Source organism: Rhodococcus sp. MPR-R1B (assembly GCF_058793255.1).
The window spans coordinates 58,257-79,061 of sequence record NZ_JBXAFO010000015.1; the positions used below are offsets into that span (position 1 = coordinate 58,257).

Here is a 20,805-nt window from a genome sequence, read left to right on the forward strand (position 1 = left end):
GTCCGATTCTGCGTGGGTGGCAGGATTGTCGCCATGACGCTTGCCCAGGGAAGAGCACCGAAGGAGCCTGCGGAGGGGAAGGCGAGCCGACTCGACGACGCAGTAGGGCCGCAGACGGAGGCAGTCGTCGATCTGGACGCGATCGCGCACAACGTGCGTGTTCTGCGTGAATTTGCCGGGGATGCAGCGTTGATGGCGGTCATCAAGGCGGACGGATACAACCACGGCGCAGTTGCGGTGGCGCGGACGGCGCTCTCGGCGGGAGCCCGGGAACTCGGCGTCACCACCATCGCGGAGGCACTGGTCCTTCGCGAGGCAGGCATCACCGCTCCCGTCCTTGCCTGGCTGCACGGCGTCGACGCCGATTTCGCCTCGGCGATCCGATCGGACGTCGAGATCGGCGTGTCCTCCCCGCGACACCTGGCCGCTGTCGTCGACGCGGCACGGGTTCTGGGACAACAGGCGACGGTGACGCTCAAGGTGGACACCGGTCTCAATCGCAACGGCGTATCGAGAACCGAGTGGCCGCAGATGCTCGACGACCTCGCCACTGCCCGGGACGAGGGCACGATCAGGCTGCGCGGAGTGTTCTCTCACCTCGCACACTCGGACGAACCGCATCACGACGTCATCGACATGCAGAAGCAGCGTTTGATCGACTCGGTTGCCGACGTCCGCGCTCGCGGATTCGACCCCGAAGTCGTTCATCTTTCCAACTCCGCTGCTACAGTCACCCGTCCTGACCTGCGGTTTGACATGGTTCGGCCGGGAATCGCGATATATGGATTGTCTCCGGTGCCCGAACTCGGAGATTTCGGTTTACGACCGGCGATGACGCTGCGAGCGAAGGTGATTCTGGTGAAGAAGGTAGCCGCCGGAGAGGGCGTCTCCTACGGGCATCAGTGGGTCGCACCGTACGACACCACTCTTGCGCTGCTTCCCGTCGGCTACGCCGACGGTTTGTCTCGTTCACTGAGTGGCAAGTTCGAAGTGCAGTTGGGCGGTAAGCGTCGCCAGGCTGTCGGGCGAATCTGCATGGACCAGGTATTGGTGGACCTGGGTCCGGACGGTGACGGAGTTCGCGAAGGCGACACCGCGATCTTCTTCGGCAACGGCGATCACGGCGAACCCAACGCGCAGGCCTGGGCCGACGTACTCGACACCATTCACTACGAGGTCGTGACCGGGATACGTGGACGCACTGTGCGTACGTACATCGGGGGAAAGACGTCATGAAGACTGCAGGAAAGATGAGCATTCTCGGTGGCCTGCTCAGCGCCGTGGCGCTCGGCTCGATGGCCGGCGTGAACGCTTTCAAGACCGCGACGCGTCCGGGCCGGGAAATCTACGCGGACGAGGATTTCGACCTCATGACGCGCGACCGCAAGAGCACGGTGCGCACCGAGGACGGTGTCGAGCTGGCAGTTCGCGAAGTGGGACCGGACGACGCTCCGCTGACGGTCGTTTTCGTGCACGGATACTGCCTGAGTGCGCTGTCCTGGCATTTCCAGCGCCGCCAGCTCGAAGAGCGATGGGGCAACAAGGTTCGCATGGTGTTCTACGACCAGCGCGGACACGGAGACTCGGGCATGCCGCGTTCGAAGAGTTGTACGGTTTCTCAGCTCGGCCGCGACCTCGCGACCGTCGTCGAGGCCAAGGTACCCAAGGGGCCGATAGTTCTCGTCGGTCACTCGATGGGCGGCATGACGGTACTCGCGCTCGCCGGTCAGCGACCCGAATGGTTCGAGGGCCGAGTCATCGGCGTGGGGCTGGTCGCGACGACGGCGGCAGGCCTGGCCGAGACCGGCCTGACCCGCAATCTGCAGAATCCGATCATCGACGGATTCCGGTTGGCAGTGCGCACCTCACCAGGAGTAGTTCAGCATGCCCGGGGCGCTGCGCGAGTATTGATCACGCCGATCCTGCGTGCGGCCTCGTACGGCACCGATGTCAGCCCACGGCTGCATGAACTCTCGGACGGCATGCTCGACCGGACCTCGGTTGTGACCATCGTCAATTTCCTGCGGACGTTGGAACTGCACGACGAGTCCGCTTCTCTCGAGGTCCTCGCGCACACACCGGCAGTCGTGATCTGCGGCGATCAAGACATGATGATTCCGTTCATCAGCTCCAAGCGTCTCGCTGCCGATCTCCCCGAATCCGAACTCGTGCGAGTTCACGGGGCCGGCCATCTGGTGCAGCTCGAGTTCCCGGCGATCGTGACGGACGCAATCGACAAGTTGGTGCAGCGAGCGCAGGTAGAAGAGCGGTCCGATGTCGGCTGAGAACTCCACGGGACTTCCCGTGTCCGGACAGATCACGTTGGAAACGGCCGAGGATACCGAGGCTTTCGGCCGACGCTTGGCGGCGGGACTTGTTGCCGGCGACCTGGTGGTGCTGGACGGTCCACTCGGGGCAGGCAAGACCGCGTTGACGCGCGGAATCGGCGCCGGGCTCGGGGTGCAGGGCCGGGTGACGTCCCCGACGTTCGTCATCGCTCGTGAGCATCGTCCGGGCACCCGCCCCGGCGGCGGAGTTCCCGTCGGCATGATCCACGTCGACGCATACCGGCTGGGAGACAGCGGACCGCATGCGCTCGACGAACTCGATGCCCTCGACCTCGACACCGACCTCACCGATGCAGTGGTGGTGGTCGAATGGGGTGGTGACGTCGTGGAAAGGCTCGTCGAACGGCACCTGCGAGTGCAGCTTCATCGGGAACCCGAATCGGATGTGCGGACTGCGAGTTGGTCCTGGACGTCGTGAAACGGAGTTTGGTGTCACAGACGTCGTGAAACGGCGTTTCGTGTCACAGACGTCGTGACCCTCCCGGGCCGGAAGTAGTTCTTCACGTGCGGGTACCCTGAGAAATCGTGCTTGTTCTCGCAATTGACACCTCCACTCCGGCAGTCACTGCCGGAGTCGTCTCCCTGTCGGCTTCGTCGCCGGACCCAGTGGCACCGGACGCAGTGTCACCGGACACAGTGGAGACGCTTGCCGTGCGTGTCACGGTCAATCCTCGTGCGCACGCCGAGGTCTTGACCCCTCACGTCCTCGAATGCCTCGCCGAGGCAGGGCTCACACCGGCCGACTTGAACGCCGTCGTCGTGGGTGTCGGGCCAGGGCCGTACACCGGACTGCGTGTCGGCATGGCGACGGGCGCTGCCTTCGGTGACGCACTCGGTGTTCCCGTGTACGGCGTGTGCAGCCTCGATGCGATCGCGGCTGCGGTACCGACCACACAGAGCCTGCTCGTCGTGACTGACGCGAGGCGTCGCGAGATCTACTGGGCGCGCTATGACGGCGGAGTGCGCGTCGAAGGACCGGCTGTGAATTCCGCCGGCGACGTCGATCCTGCGCCTTCGACGCTGATTGCCGGATCCGCTTCGCACGTGGACTTCTTCGATCTACCCGTCGACCCGGCGGAGACACCTTCACCGGCCGGGTTGGTGACAGTCGCTGCTCGCGAGATCCTGGCCGGCTCGGTTCCGGCCCCGCTGGAGCCGCTGTACCTCCGACGCCCGGACGCGAAGACCCTTGCAGAACGTGGCAAGTGAGGCAGAGCAGATGAAGTACAGCATCGAGCCGATGAACGTCGATGACGCCGAACGGTGCGCGGAGTTGGAGCGCGCGTTGTTCGCAGGCGACGGACCCTGGAGCGCACAAGCGTTCGTCTCGGAACTTGCAGGCGCACATAATCATTACTTCGTTGCCCGGGAGCCTGACGGTCACGTCCTCGGCTACGCCGGAGTCGCATTGTTGGGGGCGTCGCCGAACATGGAGGCCGAGGTTCACACCATCGGTACAGATCCCTCGGCTCAGCGACTCGGAATCGGCGGCGCGTTGCTCGATGCGCTTCTGACTCTGGCGGATTCACGGCAGTGCCCGGTGTTCCTGGAAGTGCGCACCGACAACGAACCTGCCATCGCGCTGTACCGGCGCGAAGGATTCGAGATCGTCGGAACACGAAAGAAGTACTACCAGCCCAGTGGGGCAGATGCGTACACGATGAGACGGCCTGCCGTGCTCGGTGTCCGCGAAATTGAGGAGCAGCAAGCATGATCGTCATGGGTGTCGAAAGTTCTTGCGACGAAACAGGTGTCGGTATCGTCCGCTGGAACGGTGACGGAACCTGCGAATTGTTGGCCGACGAGGTGGCATCGAGCGTGGATCAGCACGCCAGGTACGGGGGAGTGGTTCCCGAAGTGGCCTCGCGGGCTCACCTCGAGGCGATCGTGCCGACGATGCGCCGTGCCCTTGCTGCCGCCGGTATCGAGAAGCCCGACGCGCTGGCCGTCACCATCGGACCCGGCCTGGCCGGCGCGCTGCTGGTCGGTGTAGCCGCAGCGAAAGCCTATGCGGCAGCATGGAACATCCCGTTCTATGCGGTCAATCATCTCGGCGGTCACGTCTCGGTGGACACTCTCGAGCACGGTCCGTTGCCCTCGTGCGTCGCATTGTTGGTCTCCGGCGGTCACACACACCTGCTTCACGTCGAAGATCTGGGAAAGCCCATTGTCGAACTGGGCACGACTGTCGACGACGCCGCCGGTGAGGCCTTCGACAAGGTGGCCAGACTGCTCGGACTCGGCTTTCCCGGTGGACCGGCACTCGATGCTGCTGCGCAAGAGGGAGATCGGAACGCAATCGCCTTCCCTCGCGGCATGACGGGGCCGCGCGATTCGCGGCACGACTTCTCGTTCTCGGGACTCAAGACGTCCGTCGCGCGCTATGTCGAATCGAAAGAGCGCGCAGGCGAGACCTTTTCGATCCCGGACATCGCTGCCTCGTTCCAGGAAGCGGTTGCAGACGTCCTGACGATGAAGGCAGTGCGTGCAGCCAAGGACGTCGGGGTCGACACGTTGGTTCTCGGCGGCGGCGCCACGGCCAATTCGCGTATCCGCTCACTCGCCGAGCAGCGCTGCGCCGAAGCGGGCATCACGTTGCGCATTCCGAAACCTCGACTGTGCACGGACAACGGCGTGATGATCGCATCGTTGGCCGCTCACCTGATCGGAAACGGCGCAGGCCCTTCGGAATTGAGTGTTGCGACGGACCCGGGTCTGTCGGTCTCCGTCAGCCAGTTGATGCACTGAAAATCGGCCGACTGAGAATCAGCCGACCGGGGCCGGTTCCCGATCCGGTGTGGTCGCGGGACCGTTTTCGGGCATCGAGGTATTCGGTTCACCGGGCTTCGTCGTCGGATCACCGCCACCAGGGGTAGTGATTTCGGTTTCGGTGGAACCGGATCCAGGAGTCTCCGGCGTCGTCGGGTTCTCGCCGCCGCTCTCACCCGGGCCGAGACCGCCGCCGGGGTTTGCCTCGGTCGGATCGACCGGGGGCGTCGCCTCGGTGTCCGGCAGCGTCGGCCACCACGCCGGTGGATCGGGCAGCGTGATTCCGGGAATGGTCGGCCAATTCGGAGTGGTCGTTGTCGTGGTCGGCGGCGTGGTTGTCGTCGAGGTGTCCGGGATCGGCGCAGGCGGAAGTGTGTACTGATGCGTTGTGTACGAGTGCGTGTCGTAAGGCTGCGAGTCGAACGGGGTGGTGGGATACCCGTACCGAGGATACGTGCTGCCGGCTACCGAAGGCAGAGGATCATGAGACGGAATGATCGTCGATCCGGTGCTCGGTGTCGCTTCGGGGCTCACCGTCGTCGTGGTCGACCCGGTTCCGACGGGCGAGACCGCGGTGTCGTCGGTCGGCACCAATTCCTTTGCGCCGTAACCGAGTACCAGTCCGCCGACCACGAGCGCACCGATCAACGCTCCCGAGACCTTGGCGGTGGATCCGGAGCGCTGGTCACTTCCGGAGCCCAGCAGCGGGAAACGAATTGCGGTGATCGAATCTGCCAGGAGTGCAGCACCTTTGGTTGCCGCAGTCTCGGGCTCGACGATCTCGACCATGGGGACGTCGACGGCAGCGGCGACGGCGGACCGCACGGCCGGAATATGTGCGCCACCGCCGATGAGTACAACGGCACCGACGGGCCGCGGTGAGCCCTTCACGACTTCACGGATGAAGGTGACGGCGCGCTCGATATCCGGGGCGATGATGGCCTCGAACTCGTCGCGCGTGATCGCCATCGCGTCGATCGGAAGGTCGATGGTCACCTTGGTGGACGTGGACAGTTGCTCTTTGGCGACATGGCACCGGGCGGCAAGAAGTTCCGCGTCGGTGTACCGGCGCAAGTGCCCTGGCGCCTTCTCCGTCACGAAGTCGACCAATGCCCGGTCGATTCCGGCCCCTGCGAGGGCGTCGATACGGTCGGAGTGCAGAACTTCACCGGTGTGGTCGACGACGGACACCGTCAGACCTTGATCACCGACGTCCACCTGAGCTGTCGTGTCGTACCGCTCGGTTTTCCCTGTCTCGGCGAGATACGCGTGTACGGCGGCAGGCTCGGGGATTGCACGGACCTGCTTCGGCGAGCGCGAAAGAGATGACCTGATGCTCGCGAGTTGATCGTCCGTGCGATAGCTGACACCGATCGAGCGCGGCGCTTCAGATCCGTCCGTCACCTGCGTCGTCATCAGTTTGATGGATGCTCTGACAAGGTCACCGACGTTGGAATTGGCCTGATCCGCCGAGACGAAGCGAGTCTCGGCAGGCACGGCGCCTGGCGCGTTTGTGCTGGTATCGGTGTCGACGAGTGCTGAATAGACACCGGAAGATCCAGTGGAAATTCCCAGTGAACAACTCATCGCACACCTCCTCACAGTCAATACCGGTCAATGTTCAATCGACCGCCGTTATATGAACGTTACAGAAGGTTCGTGAGGATTGCTCAGTGCTTTTCGTCTCCGTGACGTCCTTTTCGGACCGAAAGGGTGGTTTTACCTGCGAAATTGTCGATCATTGATTCATGCGGAAAAAAGGCGATTCTCCCCACATCGACCGGGAACGACGACGCGCGCTGATCCGTGGTGCAGTGCTTCGACCCACGCTGACGGTGATCGCCTTCGGATGCGCGTATTTCTTTCTGCCGTGGATCGATGTACATACCGCCAGTGCAATCTTCCTCTTGATCGGTGGAGGCGCCGCGGTACTTGCCGTGACCACCTGGCAGGTGCGGCGAATTCTGCGTTCCGATGTGCCATCTCTGCAGGCGGTCGAAGCTGTGGCGGTGGTGATGCCGACGTACTTGTTGTTGGTGTCCATCACCTATTTTTCGGTCGAGCATGCAAGCCCTGGCAGTTTCACCGAACCGCTGTCGCGTATGGCGGCGCTGTACTTTTCGTTGTCCGTCTTCTCGACAGTCGGATTCGGTGACATCGCCGCGCAGACGGACCTTGCCCGGGGGCTCGTGAGCCTTCAGATCGTCTGCAATCTGGTGTTGATCGGATTCGGCGTTCGATTCGTCGTTGCCGCAGTGTCGTGGGCGAAAGCGCACCGCTCGCCTTCGAGCGGACCTGAAATCACCTAGGACACTGCGGCAATCGGAGTCATCGTCCGGTGTGGACCAACAATTCGACGTTCTGGTCGACGCCGGTACCCGTCAGCTTCGGGTCGCGGTGGATGTCGTTGAACGACAGTTCGCGGTACAGCGAGGCGAGCCCGGCTGCCGACTTGTCGCTGTAGTCGACGGAATTGGGACTCTCCGCCTCGAAGAGCGTCGCAAGCAACGACACCGTTCCGTCATGGTTGTCCGCGATCTCGATGATGCGTCCGAGTTGCGGGTAGTCGATGTGCGAGGCGGTGTTGATCTCCCAGAAGCCCTGCTCGGGGGTCGCGCCGGGCCACGGGGTGATCTTGTTCTCGTGGGTGTGTCCGTTGACCCAGGCAAGTACGTTCGGGAAACGATGCAGCAAGTCGAGAAGCTGTGAACCGCGCAGGCGTGGCTCGAGGACGTTCTCGGGGTCGGGAATGAGATTGTCCATCGTGTCGCTCGTGTGGTGACTGAACAGCACGAAATACGTGTCACCTCGCGACTCGGTGACGCGAGAGCCCGCGGCGTCGTAGTAGGTGCTGCTGCCGGCGCGCAGGGTGTTCTCGATCCACTGGAACTGAGCGGCGCCCAGCGAACCGTCGACGAGGCCCGCGCGGTTGGTGGAGTCCATGCTGATGCCGACGACGCCCGGTGCGATCTCGAACGAGTAGTAACCGATACCGGTTTCGCCGGCGTCGGGGGCGAAACCGTGTCCGACGGGGCCGGGACCGGTGTGCGCGGGATCAAGATGTGCGGCGATGAACTGTCGCGGTGTGAACGGCGCGCGCGACGGGTCGGGGGTGACCTGGCGCGGCGGCGTCGTGAAGGCGGACAGGATTCCGGGTATCGCACTGGGATCGAACTTGGTGGCGACGTCGATCTGCTTGGCCTGCTCCGGTGAACCAGGCACCTCGAACTTGAGAGATCCCGTGTACATCGCTTCGAGCGGCGGGATGCCGCTGGGCACCGTGCCGGACACCGAATCGTCGTGGTTGCCGAACACGCAGTACCAAGGGGTGTTCAGGCCGGGGCTCGACACGGGCGTGAAAGCGGCACCGAAGAAATCGGGGATCTCCGGGAATCCGGCCTTCTTGTACATGTCGAGCATCGGTGACTCGGGGTTCCAGTAGAGATCGGCACCCGAGTTCTGTACACCCTCGTAGCGGTCCTTGGCACCGGTGTTGGCGACGACGGTTCCGCCGTTGAGTGAGGTGAGGAACCAGTCGAGTTCGGCGAATTCCTTGTTGTCCGTGTTGTCGCCGGTGGTGACGACGGCATCGAAGGGGCGCGACGTGTGCGGGCCACTGCCGATCGAATTGACCCGGCGGACAAGTGAAATCAGCCCGTGCGCCGTCAGGGTCTCCTGGGGGCGGAACGCCGAGCCGGTGATCTGGTGGACGTACTCGAATCGCATGGGGGACTGGGCGTCGACGATGTGGACGTCGGTCAGCTGCACGAGTGAGGCGAGTGCGGTGCGTCGGTCCTCGCGTCCCGACTTCGGCTCGGCCAACTCGCTGCGCACGATGTTCGCCCAACCGGGTCCGGCGGTGAGCTTGGTGTAGCCGCTGCTGCTGACGGGGGTGGACACGGACTCGAGAGTGGTGCCAGGACCTGACGTCGGAATGGTCGACGCGCCTGCATATTGCAGGCCCCACGGCTTGCCAAGGCTGACCGCGCCGACGGCGCCGAGTCCGGCGAAGGTCAGAAAACTACGGCGATTGATGTTCGTCACGAAGTGAACAATAGGTGAACGTGGTGGACGGCTGTCCTGTTTCGCTCTGGACGAAGAGAAAAATGCGCCCAGTCCTTGAGGGTTGGCACTCTCACGTATAGAGTGCCAATTGGCGCTGATCGAGTTCCGGCACCCGCGACGACGGGACTGCAGTGACGCGCCGTAAACGGCATACCCAAACAGCTGTCCGAGGATCGCCTCGGACGCACATACCCCAAAGTGGAGGGCTCATCGTGGCGAGCGTCAACATCAAGCCGCTCGAGGACAAGATCCTCGTCCAGGCCAACGAGGCTGAAACGACGACGGCTTCCGGCCTGGTCATTCCTGACACAGCCAAGGAAAAGCCCCAGGAGGGCACCGTCGTTGCAGTCGGCGAAGGCCGCGTCAACGAGCAGGGCAACCGCATCCCGGTCGACGTCAAGGAGGGTGACACGGTCATCTACTCCAAGTACGGCGGAACCGAGATCAAGTACGCCGGCCAGGAATACCTGATCCTGTCGGCACGCGACGTGCTGGCTGTCGTCTCCAAGTAAGACACACGTGATCCGCCCCGGAGTCCACCCAGGATCCCGGGGCGGAATGCGTTCACGCCCCGAAGATTCAGGAGCTGACAGAACAGATGTCCAAGCAAATTGCGTTCAACGAGACCGCACGCCGCGCTCTCGAAGCCGGAGTCGACAAGCTTGCCGACGCCGTCAAGGTGACCTTGGGCCCGCGTGGACGCCACGTCGTGCTCGCCAAGGCATTCGGCGGCCCCACCGTCACCAACGACGGTGTGAGCATCGCCCGTGAGATCGAGCTCGAAGATCCCTTCGAGAACCTCGGCGCACAGCTCGTCAAGAGCGTCGCCACCAAGACCAACGATGTTGCCGGCGACGGCACCACCACCGCGACCGTTCTGGCCCAGGCCATCGTCCGCGGCGGACTCAAGAACATCGCAGCGGGCGCGAACCCGATGGCTCTCGGCGTCGGCATCAACGCCGCAGCCGACAAGGTCGTCGAGGAACTGCTCGCCGCAGCCACCCCCGTCGAGGGCGAGAAGTCGATCGCTCAGGTCGCCACCGTCTCCTCGCGTGACGAAGAGATCGGCAAGCTCGTCGGCGAGGCACTCACCCGTGTCGGAACCGACGGCGTCGTGACGGTCGAGGAATCCTCCACCGTTGCAACCGAACTCGTTGTCACCGAAGGTGTTCAGTTCGACAAGGGCTACCTCTCGCCCTACTTCGTCACCGACATCGATGCGCAGAAGGCCGTCTACGAAGACGCGCTGATCCTGCTCTTCCGCGAGAAGATCAGCTCACTTCCCGACTTCCTTCCGCTGCTCGAGAAGGTTGCCGAATCCGGAAAGCCGCTCTTGATCATCGCCGAGGACGTCGAGGGTGAAGTTCTCTCCACCCTCGTGGTCAACTCCATCCGCAAGACCATCAAGGCCGTCGCCGTCAAGGCGCCGTTCTTCGGTGATCGTCGCAAGGCATTCCTCGACGACCTCGCAGTCGTCACGGCAGGCACCGTCATCAACACCGACGTCGGCCTCTCGCTCAAGGAAGCCGGCCTCGAGCTGCTCGGCAGCGCTCGCCGCGTTGTCGTCACCAAGGACGAGACGGTCATCGTCGACGGTGCAGGCACCGCTGACGACATCGCGACCCGCGTTGCGCAGCTGCGTCGCGAGATCGAGAACACCGATTCGGATTGGGACCGCGAGAAGCTCGAAGAGCGTCTGGCGAAGCTGTCCGGCGGCGTGGCCGTCATCAAGGTCGGCGCAGCCACCGAAACCGATCTGAAGGAACGCAAGTTCCGCGTCGAGGATGCGGTCAACGCAGCCAAGGCAGCAGTTTCCGAGGGCATCGTCCCCGGTGGCGGATCGGCTCTCGTTCAAGCCGGTACGGCTCTGATCGGGAACCTCGGCTTGACGGGTGACGAGGCCACCGGCGTTGCCGTGGTCCGCGAAGCCCTCAACGCCCCGTTGTTCTGGATCTCCAGCAACGCAGGCATCGACGGTTCCGTCGTTGTCAGCAAGGTCGCCGAGATGACCAAGGGCGAAGGCTTCAACGCTGCCACCCTCACCTACGGCAACCTGCTTGCCGACGGCGTCGTCGACCCGGTCAAGGTCACTCGCTCGGCAGTGGTCAACGCCGCTTCCGTCGCGCGCATGATCCTCACGACCGAGAGCGCCGTCGTCGAGAAGCCGACCGAGGAAGTTGCCGACACCGGACACGGTCACAGCCACTGACTCGCTGCTCGTAGTTTCAACAAAGAAGAGATCCCCCACCGGATTCCGGTGGGGGATCTTTTTTCGTCTGGCGATCAGATGAGCGGGATCGTTGCGAACGGCTCGCTCGTCGGCTGCTGCGATCCGCCGGGCGGTTCGACAGTGAACGCCAACTTCGTATTCGGACCGATGCCGTCGAGCACCACCTGGGTAGTGGGTTTGACGTCACCCGGAGCCATCGTCCCCATCGGGATCATCGTGGTGTCGTCGGTGTCGCCCGGCACCAGCCACATCTGGTAGACGGTATCCGGACTCGGGGGAGTCACATCGTTCATCACGAGGACTGCGGCGTCTTCGGAGGGCGAGAACAGCGTCGTGGCACTACCGCCGCCCGGGATTTCACGCGTCGTGGCATGAACGTCGGGTGCTGCCATGATTTCGGACGCGGGGTTCTGCGGCGGCGTGTTGTCGGACAGCGTGCGCCCGATTCCGATGCCGCCGACCAGGATTGCGACTGCGGCGGCCGCCGCAAGAGCCACGGTCCACGGGCGTCGACGGTTACGGCGCTCGGCCAGCGAAACGGGGGCATTGGGAGCAGCGGCCTGCTCTGCGATCGAGGCAAGGACGCTGCTGCGCAGCGACGGCGGGGGCTCGACGGCGTCGACGACGGTCATCGCGGCCATGGTTTCGGCGGTGAGCCGGACCTGGGCGTCGAATTCGGCGTGGGTCGCGGAGTCCGAAGCGGCAAGTCGTTTGTCGACCTCACGGCGCTCGTCGAGGTCCAACGCATCGATCGCGTAGGCGTACGCGTAGTCGATCAGCTCTTCGTCCATCTCACATCACCCCCAAACATCCACGTAGGCGCAGTAGTCCGTCGCGAATTCGCGACTTGATCGTGGGAATCGCCACGCCGAGATCTTCGGCCACCTCGCGGTACGTTCGGCCGCCGTAATAGGCGAGAGTCACCGATTGGCGCTGAGTGTCCGTCAGCGTTTCGAGACAGTCGGTGACAGCACGATGCTCGTCTCTTCGTGTCACTTCGTCGCTGACGACGTCGAATTCGGGAGTGGCATTGGTGGTGTCGTAGAGAGCCTGTCGATCCGAACTCGACTGTTCGGAGCGCACGCGATCCACTGCGCGCCGGTGAGCAAGTGTCAGGAGCCAGGAAAGCGCGGACCCCTTGGCAGGGTCGAAGCTGTCGGCTGATTTCCAGGCCTGGAGGTAGACCTCTTGGACCGCTTCCTCGGAGAAACCTGGATCACGGAGTACACGAAGAACCATGCCGTACACACGGGAGCTGGTTCGGTCGTAGAACTCGGCGAAGGCGCTCTGGTCGCCACCGGCGACGTTCGCGAGGATCACTGCCAGCTCGCGTGATTCCGCGATTCGCGCGGTGCGGGCCGCAGAATTGTCCGTCGGGCATGCGTCGGCCGCATCCGACGCATGGTCTGGCTCGCTCACGAAGAGTTGTCTCGCTTCATCGCGTACAACCGTAGCGTGCATGTCCGGTTCTTTTCTCTTGGCCCGCCGTTGGCCGCTGTGCGCCTTTATTAACCGCGGGGGGTTGATAAAGGCGCACAGCAGGTGGGGACTACTGCGGCATCAGCACCGAATCGATGAGGTAGACGGTGGCGTTTGCGGTCTTGACTCCACCGCAGACGACAGTTGCGTCGTTGACCTTGATGTTGTCACCGGATCCGGTGACGGTGACCGTTCCGCCCTCGGCGGTGGGGTGCGTTCCGTCGATCGCGTCAGGGGCGATCTGGCCGGGAACCACGTGGTAGGTGAGGATCTTGGTCAGCGTGGCGCTGTCCGTCTTGAGGCTGTCGATCGTGGCGGGGTCGATCTTGGCGAATGCCGAGTCGATCGGTGCGAAGACGGTGAACTCGCCGCCGTTGAGGGTGTCGACCAGGTTGACGTCCGGGTTGAGCTGGCCGGAGACTGCCGCGGTCAAGGTGGTGAGCAACGGATTGTTGGATGCCGCTGTGGCAACCGGATCCTGGGCCATTCCGCTGACCGATCCGGCGCCGCTCGGCACTGCAGCTGCGTAGTCGGCACAACCGGCACCGACCAGATCAGAAGCGGGCTCTGCCATCGCGCTGCTGGGAGACATGCTCGATCCCATGGCAGAAGACGTCATGGCGGCGCTGGACGTGTCGGTCGACGAATCGTTGTCGTCCGAGGAGCAACCGACCACGCCGAAGACGGCGAAAGAGGCTGCTGCGGTGACTGCCAGAACTCGAGTAGAGGTGTTCATGGGTCTGCCTTCCTGAAGGGATGTGCTGAGGTGCACTGTCAGAAGGCATTCGGAGGCGGGCGTCGGTCGGATGGGTCGTGTCGGAAATTCTTTTCGACGGTGTCCCGTCCACACGCAAAAGCCCCCGAAAACTCTCGGGGGCCTAGTGCGCTCTACCTACGTGTATCAGGAAGCTATGCGGGTGGTGCGACGGTGGCGCGCGTGTAGTTCACGTTCGGTTTCCGACATTCCTCCCCAGATGCCGTACGGCTCGGCGACGGTCAGCGCGTGGCTGCGGCACTGCATCAGGACCGGGCACTGACGGCACATCTCTTTTGCGCGGGTTTCGCGCTGGGCACGTGCTCTACCGCGTTCGCCATCGGGATGGAAGAACATGGAGGAGTCGACTCCGCGGCACAGACCGTGCATCTGCCAGTCCCAGATGTCTGCGTTGGGGCCTGGAAGGTGATTCGGTGCAGGCATGTTGACTCCTTACTGCAAGCTCGCGTTGATCAACGAGCGGACCAAGTTGCCCGGAGGTTATCCGGGCCTTCTGAATCGTTCACGCTTGCTAACCGTAAGGGTGCTGAGTAAATCGCGTCAATAGGCTCGTTCAGTGGCGATCGGCATATATCGAAATGCGAGAGTTAACGAAGTATATATTTACATTTCGGGCCCCTCGTGCGTTGTTCTGCGCCGATGTCGAAATTGGGTCGATCGAGGTGGCGGCCGGCAAGCCTGGCTGCTCGAGATGCGAAACCTACAGATCAGGGATATGTTCGAGGCTGATCGCCCGGCGAAATCACTCGGTCATTCGGCTCGGTTTGCGTCATTTGTCCGATATTGCGTGGGCGGGGTTGCACTCCATTTCGGGACTTAGTGCCCAAGTTTCAACTAGGACATCCGTCCAATAAGTAATGCGCAGTTAACGTCACGGATATATGCCCGTTAAATATTATTACGAGTACATTTGGCAAATCTCAGTTGAATATCTGATTAACTCCGACAAACTTGCCTTTTCGTGTTTCGTGCGACTTTTGGCATCGTTGGTGTGACGCCGGTCGTGCGAATGTCTGCTCGTGCTGCTGCGATGATCAACCTGTGTCGACACCTGCGCGCCCTCAATCACCTGTGCCCAACGAAACAACTGCACTTCCAGGGCCCCTCGAGTCTGCCGCGTTCGGTGCGGATCCGGATCTCGACCGCCTCCCGGCGCCTTGCTCTACCCGAGATTGGTGGACAACGGCAGTAGTGCTGGGTGGTCAGGGCCACTACGCAAGAGCGCGGGCTGCATTGGATGTCCTCGATCGGCTCACGGCCGGGTTCTCGACGCACTCGGATCGAGTTCTTGCCTCTCTGTCTGCCAGCACGAGGGCGTCGTTTCTTCGCCAGAGCGGACGCCATGCACTCGCGTCCACGTGGGACGGGCGCGCACTGGCGATCGTCGGCGGCCTGCCAGGTGATCCAGAGGCTGCCTGTGACGCTCTGACCGGTCTGGCCGCAGACGCCCTCGGCTGTGGCAGGCTCCCGCTCGGCTGGCGCCTGCTGGCGCAATGTCGGGCGCGTCTGGATGCCGAGGGCGGGCTGTGGCGGCAGGAAATTCGGATCGAATGGGTCTCCGCAGAATTGGCGTTGGCGGGAGGCGACTTCGCTCGTGCCCGCAGACACGCAGAACGCGCCGTCGAATTGTCAGCGGAATCGGAGTCTGTGCGGCACCGCGTGAAGTCGGGTCTGCTGCGTAGCGCCGCGCTGACCGGAACCGACGCGAGCGCAGCCGTGAAGATGGCAGCAGATGTGTTCGCGCGGTGCCGGCAATACGGCCTGCTGCCCCTGGCCTGGGCGTCGTCTCTGTTGATCGAAGGTGTCAGCGGTGAGAGAACCTCACCGAGTGCCCGGGAGATCGGCGATCTGATTGCGATGCGTGGTGGATCACTCCTACCTTTGTCGTAACCACTCCACCGAAGTCTCCGGAGAACATTCCAGAAGGAGCTGTATCGATATCGCGACTGCTGGGCAGGTATGCGGAGACCAGTCGGTCCGGATGGTTACTCTTAGAGGGTTCCGCTGAGAGCGGGAGCACACCCGCTCGGGAGGTGCCACTGTAACGCCAGGATTTTCGCTGACGATGACAAATACGAGCGATGAGTTGGACACCGCGGTCGCCGCTGCTGCGCAGGGCGACCGTACAGCTCTAGCTTTGGTTCTGGAGAACATCCGACCGATGGTGGTGCGCTACTGCCGCGGTCGAGTGGGTGCGGCCGAGAGAGGACACCTGTCCGCTGACGACGTCGCACAGGAAGTCTGTCTGGCCGTGATGACCGCGCTGCCGCGTTATCAGGACCAGGGACGCCCGTTCATGGCCTTTGTGTACGGAATTGCCGCGCACAAGGTTGCGGACGCACATCGAAGCTCCGCCCGTAACAAGTCGGAGCCCGTTTCCGAAGTACCGGATGTAATAGCACTGGATGATGGTCCCGAACAGCGAGCTCTCGATTCGGAGTCCAGCAGACAGATGCACGAACTTCTCGGCACACTTCCGGAGAAGCATCGAGAAATCTTGATACTTCGCCTGGTGGTCGGGATGTCGGCCGAGGAAACGGCCGTCGCCGTCGGTAGTACCGCCGGAGCTGTACGAGTCGCTCAGCACAGAGCGATCGCGAAACTGAAAAAAGAAGTGACGAAAGCAGGTGAGAGCTTTGGCTAGAGACGAGGGGCATGACGCTTCGAATCTCGGTGATCTCGCCGACGACGGTACGCCAGTGGATTTGGCTGCGGTTCGGCGTGACGATGCGCTGATCGAATCCATTTCGAATGGTGGGCCGGTAGCAACCGATAGCACCGAACAGTACGAACTTGCGTTGATCCTCTCGCAATGGCGTGACGATGTCGTTGCGACTCCGATGCCCGAGGGTCCGTTATTGGACGATGTCATCGCTGCAATCACAGCGACGCCGTCCGGCTTCTCCGATCGTCAGCGTTCACGTTCCCGTTCTCGATTGCGTGTGGTTCGTCCGATCGCCGCCGCTGCAGCAGTTGCAGCAGTGGTCTTCGGTGGCGCCACGGCGATGGCGTACGACGCCCAGCCCGGCGATGCCCTGTGGGGCGTCAAGCAGGTCGTCTTCGCCGACGAGGCCAACTCGACAGTTGCGAAGATCGACACGACTTCCGAGCTGGAAAAGGCCGAGCGGCTGTTGGCTGCCGGAGACATTCCTGCGGCAAAGATGGTGCTGGACAACGCAGCTCACCGTGCCGATGCGGTCAAGGACTCGCAGGACAAGACCGACCTCGTCGAGCGTTGGGGCAAGTTGATGACGCAGGTCCAGGAGACCACGTCACCCGCAGTGCCGCCGTCGACGACCGACCAGCAGTCCTCGATTGCCACGTCTCCCACGGCGATTCCGGGGATCTCCGTCAATCCGGCGAACCCTCAGCTGCCTGGGGGTGTGACCACGACGACAACGCCCAATCCTGGAATCATGCAGGCGCCTGGTCCAAGCGCGGCGTCGTCGACACCGTCATCGTCGCCCACGGCAACGACCACGACAACAACGACGACAACCACGACAACGACGCCTCTGGCGCCGGCCTCGTCTCCGTCGGGTGATTCATCTTCACCCCCGCCCTGATCGCACCGTTCCGATCTGAATTCAAACGAAAGTGGCCGACAAGCAATTGCTTGTCGGCCACTTTCGTATGAGCTTGGGTGAGGCTTCGCTCAGCTGTCGAAACCGTCGCCGTGCATCGCCTCGTTCATCGACGCGTCGGCGTATCCACGGCAGTAGTCCCACGTGACATATGCCTCAGGCATCGGGTCGTAGGCAGGCTCGTGAGGGCGGACGGTTCCGTCCACGAGCAGCTGCAGCAGGTTTGCGCGCAGCATGTCCCAGTCGTGGTAGTGATCCTGTTGGCAGTCCTCGCAGCAGACTACGAGACCGCGGATACCGCGGTGAGCGAGGAGTGCCTCGTAAACAGCGAGGTCAGCGAGATCCTCCTCGACCGCTTGGCGTTCGTGGGGGTCGAGTGGTTGGCCCGGCTCGATGGCATCGAGAGCCGCGGAGGGGTCAGCTGGGTCGCCGGCGAAGGGATCTGGCGGCAGACCGGGGGGCAGTTGATCACGCACAGCACCACGGTACGCAGGTCAGGGGGGTCAGCGCCACTTGTTACGCGTACACGCAGCGTGGGTGGGATGGTTCGGACCTTTGAGTGAGCCGATACCATGGTGTGCAACGCCGGGAAAAGGTGCCAGGAATTTCTTTCCGTGCAGGCGCCTTCTATCCGATATCCAGCTTTCGTAATCCGTTTCGAGGCGGCTGCTACAGCGGTCGCCCTGGGCGAATCTAGGTCCATGGAGGGTCCTGACCGCATGAGTAGTTCTGCAGGACATGTACACACCGGAGGAGACGACCCCAACAAGGTCGCGATGCTGGGACTGACATACGACGACGTGCTGCTGTTGCCGGCTGCGTCCGACGTCATCCCGAGCCAGGTCGACACGTCCAGTCAACTGACCCGCGACATCCGTCTGCGGATTCCGTTGGTCAGTTCTGCGATGGACACCGTCACCGAGTCGCGCATGGCAATTGCGATGGCACGCGCCGGCGGCATGGGTGTTCTGCACCGCAACTCGTCGGTTGAGGTCCAGGCAGGACAGGTCGAGACGGTCAAGCGTTCCGAGGCCGGCATGGTGACCGATCCCGTCACGTGTAAGCCGACCGACACGATGGGTGAGGTCGATGCGAAGTGCGCTCGTTTCCGCATCTCGGGTCTGCCTGTCACCGACGACGCCGGCCAGCTGGTTGGCATCGTCACCAACCGGGACATGCGTTTCGAGGTCGACCAGAATCGCCCGGTCGCGGAGATCATGACCAAGATGCCCCTGATCACCGCTCAGGAAGGCGTCACCGCTGACGTGGCACTGGGCCTTCTTCGTCGGCACAAGATCGAGAAGCTGCCGATCGTCGACGGCAACGGCAAGCTCACCGGTCTGATCACGGTCAAGGACTTCGTCAAGACCGAGCAGCATCCCGACGCCACCAAGGACCGTGACGGTCGACTGCTCGTCGGCGCTGCAGTCGGTGCCGGCGATGACGCCTTCCAGCGCGCGATGGCGCTCACCGATGCCGGTGTGGACGTACTCGTGGTGGACAGTGCGCACGGGCATTCGTCCAACGTTCTCGACATGATCGCCAAGCTCAAGCGTGAACTGGGCGAGCGGGTTCAGATCATCGGTGGCAACGTCGCTACGCGCGCGGGTGCTCTGGCACTGGTCGAAGCCGGCGTCGATGCCGTCAAGGTCGGAGTCGGCCCTGGTTCCATCTGCACCACCCGCGTCATCGCCGGTGTCGGTGCCCCTCAGGTCACGGCCATCCTGGAAGCGGTTGCCGCGTGCAAGCCTCTCGGTGTGCCCGTCATCGCCGACGGTGGACTCCAGTTCTCCGGAGACATCGCGAAGGCTCTTGCCGCAGGTGCGTCGACGGCCATGCTGGGTTCACTCCTGGCCGGTACCGCTGAATCGCCCGGCGAACTGATTCTGGTCGGCGGCAAGCAGTTCAAGAGCTACCGCGGAATGGGTTCGCTCGGCGCGATGCAGTCGCGTGGCGAGGCCAAGTCGTACTCCAAGGATCGGTACTTCCAGGACGACGTGCTGTCCGAGGACAAGTTGGTTCCGGAAGGCATCGAAGGACGTGTCCCGTTCCGTGGCCCGCTCTCGCAGGTGACGCACCAGCTCACCGGTGGTCTGCGCGCTGCCATGGGATACACGGGGTCGGCGACGATCGAGCACCTGCAGAACGCTCAGTTCGTCCAGATCACGGCGGCCGGTTTGAAGGAAAGCCATCCGCACGACATCACGATGACTGTCGAAGCACCCAACTACACCGCTCGTTAGCAACCAGTACACGAGAAAGGGGCGCGCGTGCGCGACCTCGTTGAGATCGGCATGGGTCGAACGGCCCGACGTACCTACGAGTTGGACGATGTGAACATCGTTCCCTCCCGGCGAACTCGTTCGTCGAAGGAGGTGTCGACTGCTTGGCAGCTCGACGCTTACAGGTTCGACATTCCTGTCCTCGCACATCCCACCGACGCGTTGGTCTCGCCGACTTTCGCGATCGAGTTGGGTAAGCGCGGCGGCCTCGGTGTCATCAACGGTGAAGGCCTGTGGGGCCGTCACCCCGATGTCGAGGAGAAGCTCCGGCGTCTCGTCGAGATCGCCGAGAAGGACGGTGGCGTCGACGCGGCCATCCGCTACCTGCAGGAGCTGCATGCGGCTCCGCTGCAGGCCGGTCTTCTGGCAGCTGCGGTGGCGCAGGTCCGTGATTCGGGGGTCACCACTGCCGTTCGCGTCAGTCCGCAGAATGCGCGCGCACTGACGCCGGAGCTGATCAAGGCGGGAATCGACCTCCTGGTCGTCCACGGCACGATCATCTCGGCCGAGCACGTCGTGCACACCGAGCAGGAACCGCTCAACCTCAAGACGTTCATCTCGGAACTCGACGTTCCGGTTGTCGCGGGTGGGGTCAGTGACCACCGCACCGCGCTGCACCTGATGCGTACCGGCGCTGCCGGTGTCATCGTCGGGTACGGGTCTACCGAGGGTGCAACCACCACCGGTGAGGTCCTGGGCATCGGTGTTCCGATGGCCACGGCCATTGCCGATGCTGCAGCAGCCAGGCGCGACTACCTCGACGAGACGGGTGGACGCTACGTCCACGTCATCGCCGACGGTGACATCGCAACTTCGGGTGATCTGGCGAAGGCCATCGCCTGCGGTGCCGACGCTGCCGTTCTGGGCACGCCGCTGGCCGTGTCCGCCGAGGCGCCGGGTGGTGGCTGGTACTGGCCGTCCGCTGCGGCTCATCCTTCGGTTCCGCGTGGAGCACTTCTTCCGGTTTCCTATGGTGAGCGTCCGAGTCTGGACCAGGTTCTGAGCGGCCCTTCGGACGATCCGTACGGTTCGCTGAACTTCGTCGGTGGTCTCCGTCGGTCGATGGCGAAGGCCGGATACTCCGATCTCAAAGAGTTCCAGAAGGTCGGGCTGACAGTCCGCGCGTAGTTTGTACCTTTCTGTGGCCCCGGTTCTTCGTGAACCGGGGCCACAGTTCGTTGTGCAGGACTTTCTTCCGTTCCTGATACTTGCGGTTACGCTTATGGGGCCCCTTGTGGTGGTAGTCACAAGGGATAGGTGCATACTGGCGGGT

General features: G+C 63.1%; 21 protein-coding genes. 14 read left to right on the plus strand and 7 right to left on the minus strand.

The window, feature by feature from the left end; translation table 11 throughout:
• The first annotated feature begins 33 nt into the window (after window positions 1-33).
• The 6 genes from alr to tsaD all read left to right on the plus strand — a co-directional run bounded on the left by alr (window position 34) and on the right by tsaD (window position 5,096).
• A complete protein-coding gene (alr, locus tag AC1Q61_RS20605; protein WP_042922490.1) occupies window positions 34-1,236 on the plus strand; it encodes an alanine racemase in 1,203 nt (400 codons plus the stop codon).
• The gene (locus AC1Q61_RS20610) at window positions 1,233-2,285 is read left to right on the plus strand and encodes an alpha/beta fold hydrolase (RefSeq protein WP_003940782.1); all 1,053 of its coding nucleotides are present in this window, start codon (window positions 1,233-1,235) and stop codon (window positions 2,283-2,285) included. Before alr ends, AC1Q61_RS20610 begins: the two co-directional genes overlap by 4 nt.
• Entirely contained in the window at window positions 2,275-2,766 is a 492-nt protein-coding gene (gene tsaE, locus AC1Q61_RS20615; protein WP_003940673.1) for a tRNA (adenosine(37)-N6)-threonylcarbamoyltransferase complex ATPase subunit type 1 TsaE, read from the plus strand. The genes AC1Q61_RS20610 and tsaE overlap by 11 nt, the downstream gene beginning before the upstream one ends.
• Before the next feature lie 107 nt (window positions 2,767-2,873).
• A complete protein-coding gene (gene tsaB / locus AC1Q61_RS20620; protein ID WP_042922493.1) occupies window positions 2,874-3,557 on the plus strand; it encodes a tRNA (adenosine(37)-N6)-threonylcarbamoyltransferase complex dimerization subunit type 1 TsaB in 684 nt (227 codons plus the stop codon).
• Between the two features lie 10 nt (window positions 3,558-3,567).
• A complete protein-coding gene (gene rimI / locus AC1Q61_RS20625; protein ID WP_003940971.1) occupies window positions 3,568-4,062 on the plus strand; it encodes a ribosomal protein S18-alanine N-acetyltransferase in 495 nt (164 codons plus the stop codon).
• Window positions 4,059-5,096, plus strand: a complete 1,038-nt coding sequence (gene tsaD, locus AC1Q61_RS20630; protein WP_007728610.1) for a tRNA (adenosine(37)-N6)-threonylcarbamoyltransferase complex transferase subunit TsaD — start codon at window positions 4,059-4,061, stop codon at window positions 5,094-5,096. The genes rimI and tsaD overlap by 4 nt, the downstream gene beginning before the upstream one ends.
• 18 nt (window positions 5,097-5,114) lie before the next feature.
• On the opposite strand, the gene AC1Q61_RS20635 is transcribed toward tsaD, so the two are convergent.
• A complete protein-coding gene (locus tag AC1Q61_RS20635) occupies window positions 5,115-6,704 on the minus strand; it encodes an Hsp70 family protein (protein WP_042922496.1) in 1,590 nt (529 codons plus the stop codon).
• A gap of 161 nt (window positions 6,705-6,865) precedes the next feature.
• On the opposite strand from AC1Q61_RS20635, the gene AC1Q61_RS20640 reads away from it, so the two are divergent.
• Complete coding sequence (locus AC1Q61_RS20640) at window positions 6,866-7,426, plus strand: potassium channel family protein (RefSeq protein WP_042922497.1); 561 nt, start codon at window positions 6,866-6,868, stop codon at window positions 7,424-7,426.
• A 19-nt stretch (window positions 7,427-7,445) separates the two neighbouring features.
• On the opposite strand, the gene AC1Q61_RS20645 is transcribed toward AC1Q61_RS20640, so the two are convergent.
• Entirely contained in the window at window positions 7,446-9,161 is a 1,716-nt protein-coding gene (locus AC1Q61_RS20645; RefSeq protein WP_007728613.1) for a TIGR03767 family metallophosphoesterase, read from the minus strand.
• Between the two features lie 233 nt (window positions 9,162-9,394).
• On the opposite strand from AC1Q61_RS20645, the gene groES reads away from it, so the two are divergent.
• A complete protein-coding gene (gene groES, locus AC1Q61_RS20650) occupies window positions 9,395-9,694 on the plus strand; it encodes a co-chaperone GroES (RefSeq protein WP_003940763.1) in 300 nt (99 codons plus the stop codon).
• Between the two features lie 86 nt (window positions 9,695-9,780).
• Entirely contained in the window at window positions 9,781-11,391 is a 1,611-nt protein-coding gene (groL, locus tag AC1Q61_RS20655; protein WP_003940715.1) for a chaperonin GroEL, read from the plus strand.
• Between the two features lie 74 nt (window positions 11,392-11,465).
• On the opposite strand, the gene AC1Q61_RS20660 is transcribed toward groL, so the two are convergent.
• The 4 genes from AC1Q61_RS20660 to AC1Q61_RS20675 form a co-directional block, all read right to left on the minus strand.
• Window positions 11,466-12,203 (minus strand): anti-sigma factor, encoded by a 738-nt coding sequence (locus AC1Q61_RS20660; RefSeq protein WP_054188123.1) that lies wholly within the window; start codon window positions 12,201-12,203, stop codon window positions 11,466-11,468.
• A 1-nt stretch (window position 12,204) separates the two neighbouring features.
• A complete protein-coding gene (locus tag AC1Q61_RS20665; RefSeq protein ID WP_007728615.1) occupies window positions 12,205-12,873 on the minus strand; it encodes a sigma-70 family RNA polymerase sigma factor in 669 nt (222 codons plus the stop codon).
• A gap of 88 nt (window positions 12,874-12,961) precedes the next feature.
• The gene (locus AC1Q61_RS20670) at window positions 12,962-13,627 is read right to left on the minus strand and encodes a fasciclin domain-containing protein (RefSeq protein ID WP_007728616.1); all 666 of its coding nucleotides are present in this window, start codon (window positions 13,625-13,627) and stop codon (window positions 12,962-12,964) included.
• A 165-nt stretch (window positions 13,628-13,792) separates the two neighbouring features.
• Window positions 13,793-14,089 (minus strand): WhiB family transcriptional regulator, encoded by a 297-nt coding sequence (locus AC1Q61_RS20675; RefSeq protein ID WP_003940939.1) that lies wholly within the window; start codon window positions 14,087-14,089, stop codon window positions 13,793-13,795.
• A gap of 768 nt (window positions 14,090-14,857) precedes the next feature.
• Between AC1Q61_RS20675 and AC1Q61_RS20680 the strand changes: the two genes are divergently transcribed.
• The 3 genes from AC1Q61_RS20680 (at window position 14,858) to AC1Q61_RS20690 (ending at window position 17,232) form a co-directional block, all read left to right on the plus strand.
• The gene (locus AC1Q61_RS20680; RefSeq protein WP_042926374.1) at window positions 14,858-15,556 is read left to right on the plus strand and encodes a hypothetical protein; all 699 of its coding nucleotides are present in this window, start codon (window positions 14,858-14,860) and stop codon (window positions 15,554-15,556) included.
• A 175-nt stretch (window positions 15,557-15,731) separates the two neighbouring features.
• Entirely contained in the window at window positions 15,732-16,310 is a 579-nt protein-coding gene (locus AC1Q61_RS20685) for a sigma-70 family RNA polymerase sigma factor (protein WP_003940953.1), read from the plus strand.
• Complete coding sequence (locus AC1Q61_RS20690; RefSeq protein ID WP_228402069.1) at window positions 16,294-17,232, plus strand: anti-sigma-D factor RsdA; 939 nt, start codon at window positions 16,294-16,296, stop codon at window positions 17,230-17,232. The genes AC1Q61_RS20685 and AC1Q61_RS20690 overlap by 17 nt, the downstream gene beginning before the upstream one ends.
• 89 nt (window positions 17,233-17,321) lie before the next feature.
• Here AC1Q61_RS20690 and AC1Q61_RS20695 read toward each other — a convergent pair whose 3' ends face one another.
• Window positions 17,322-17,726, minus strand: coding sequence for a DUF5319 domain-containing protein (locus AC1Q61_RS20695; RefSeq protein WP_003940777.1), 405 nt, complete (start codon window positions 17,724-17,726; stop codon window positions 17,322-17,324).
• 243 nt (window positions 17,727-17,969) lie between these two features.
• Here AC1Q61_RS20695 and guaB point away from each other — a divergent pair, with 243 nt between their 5' ends.
• Together guaB and AC1Q61_RS20705 are read left to right on the plus strand one after the other, a co-directional pair.
• Complete coding sequence (guaB, locus tag AC1Q61_RS20700) at window positions 17,970-19,493, plus strand: IMP dehydrogenase (RefSeq protein WP_003940903.1); 1,524 nt, start codon at window positions 17,970-17,972, stop codon at window positions 19,491-19,493.
• A 27-nt stretch (window positions 19,494-19,520) separates the two neighbouring features.
• The gene (locus AC1Q61_RS20705; RefSeq protein WP_003940976.1) at window positions 19,521-20,660 is read left to right on the plus strand and encodes a GuaB3 family IMP dehydrogenase-related protein; all 1,140 of its coding nucleotides are present in this window, start codon (window positions 19,521-19,523) and stop codon (window positions 20,658-20,660) included.
• The last annotated feature ends 145 nt before the right edge of the window (window positions 20,661-20,805 follow it).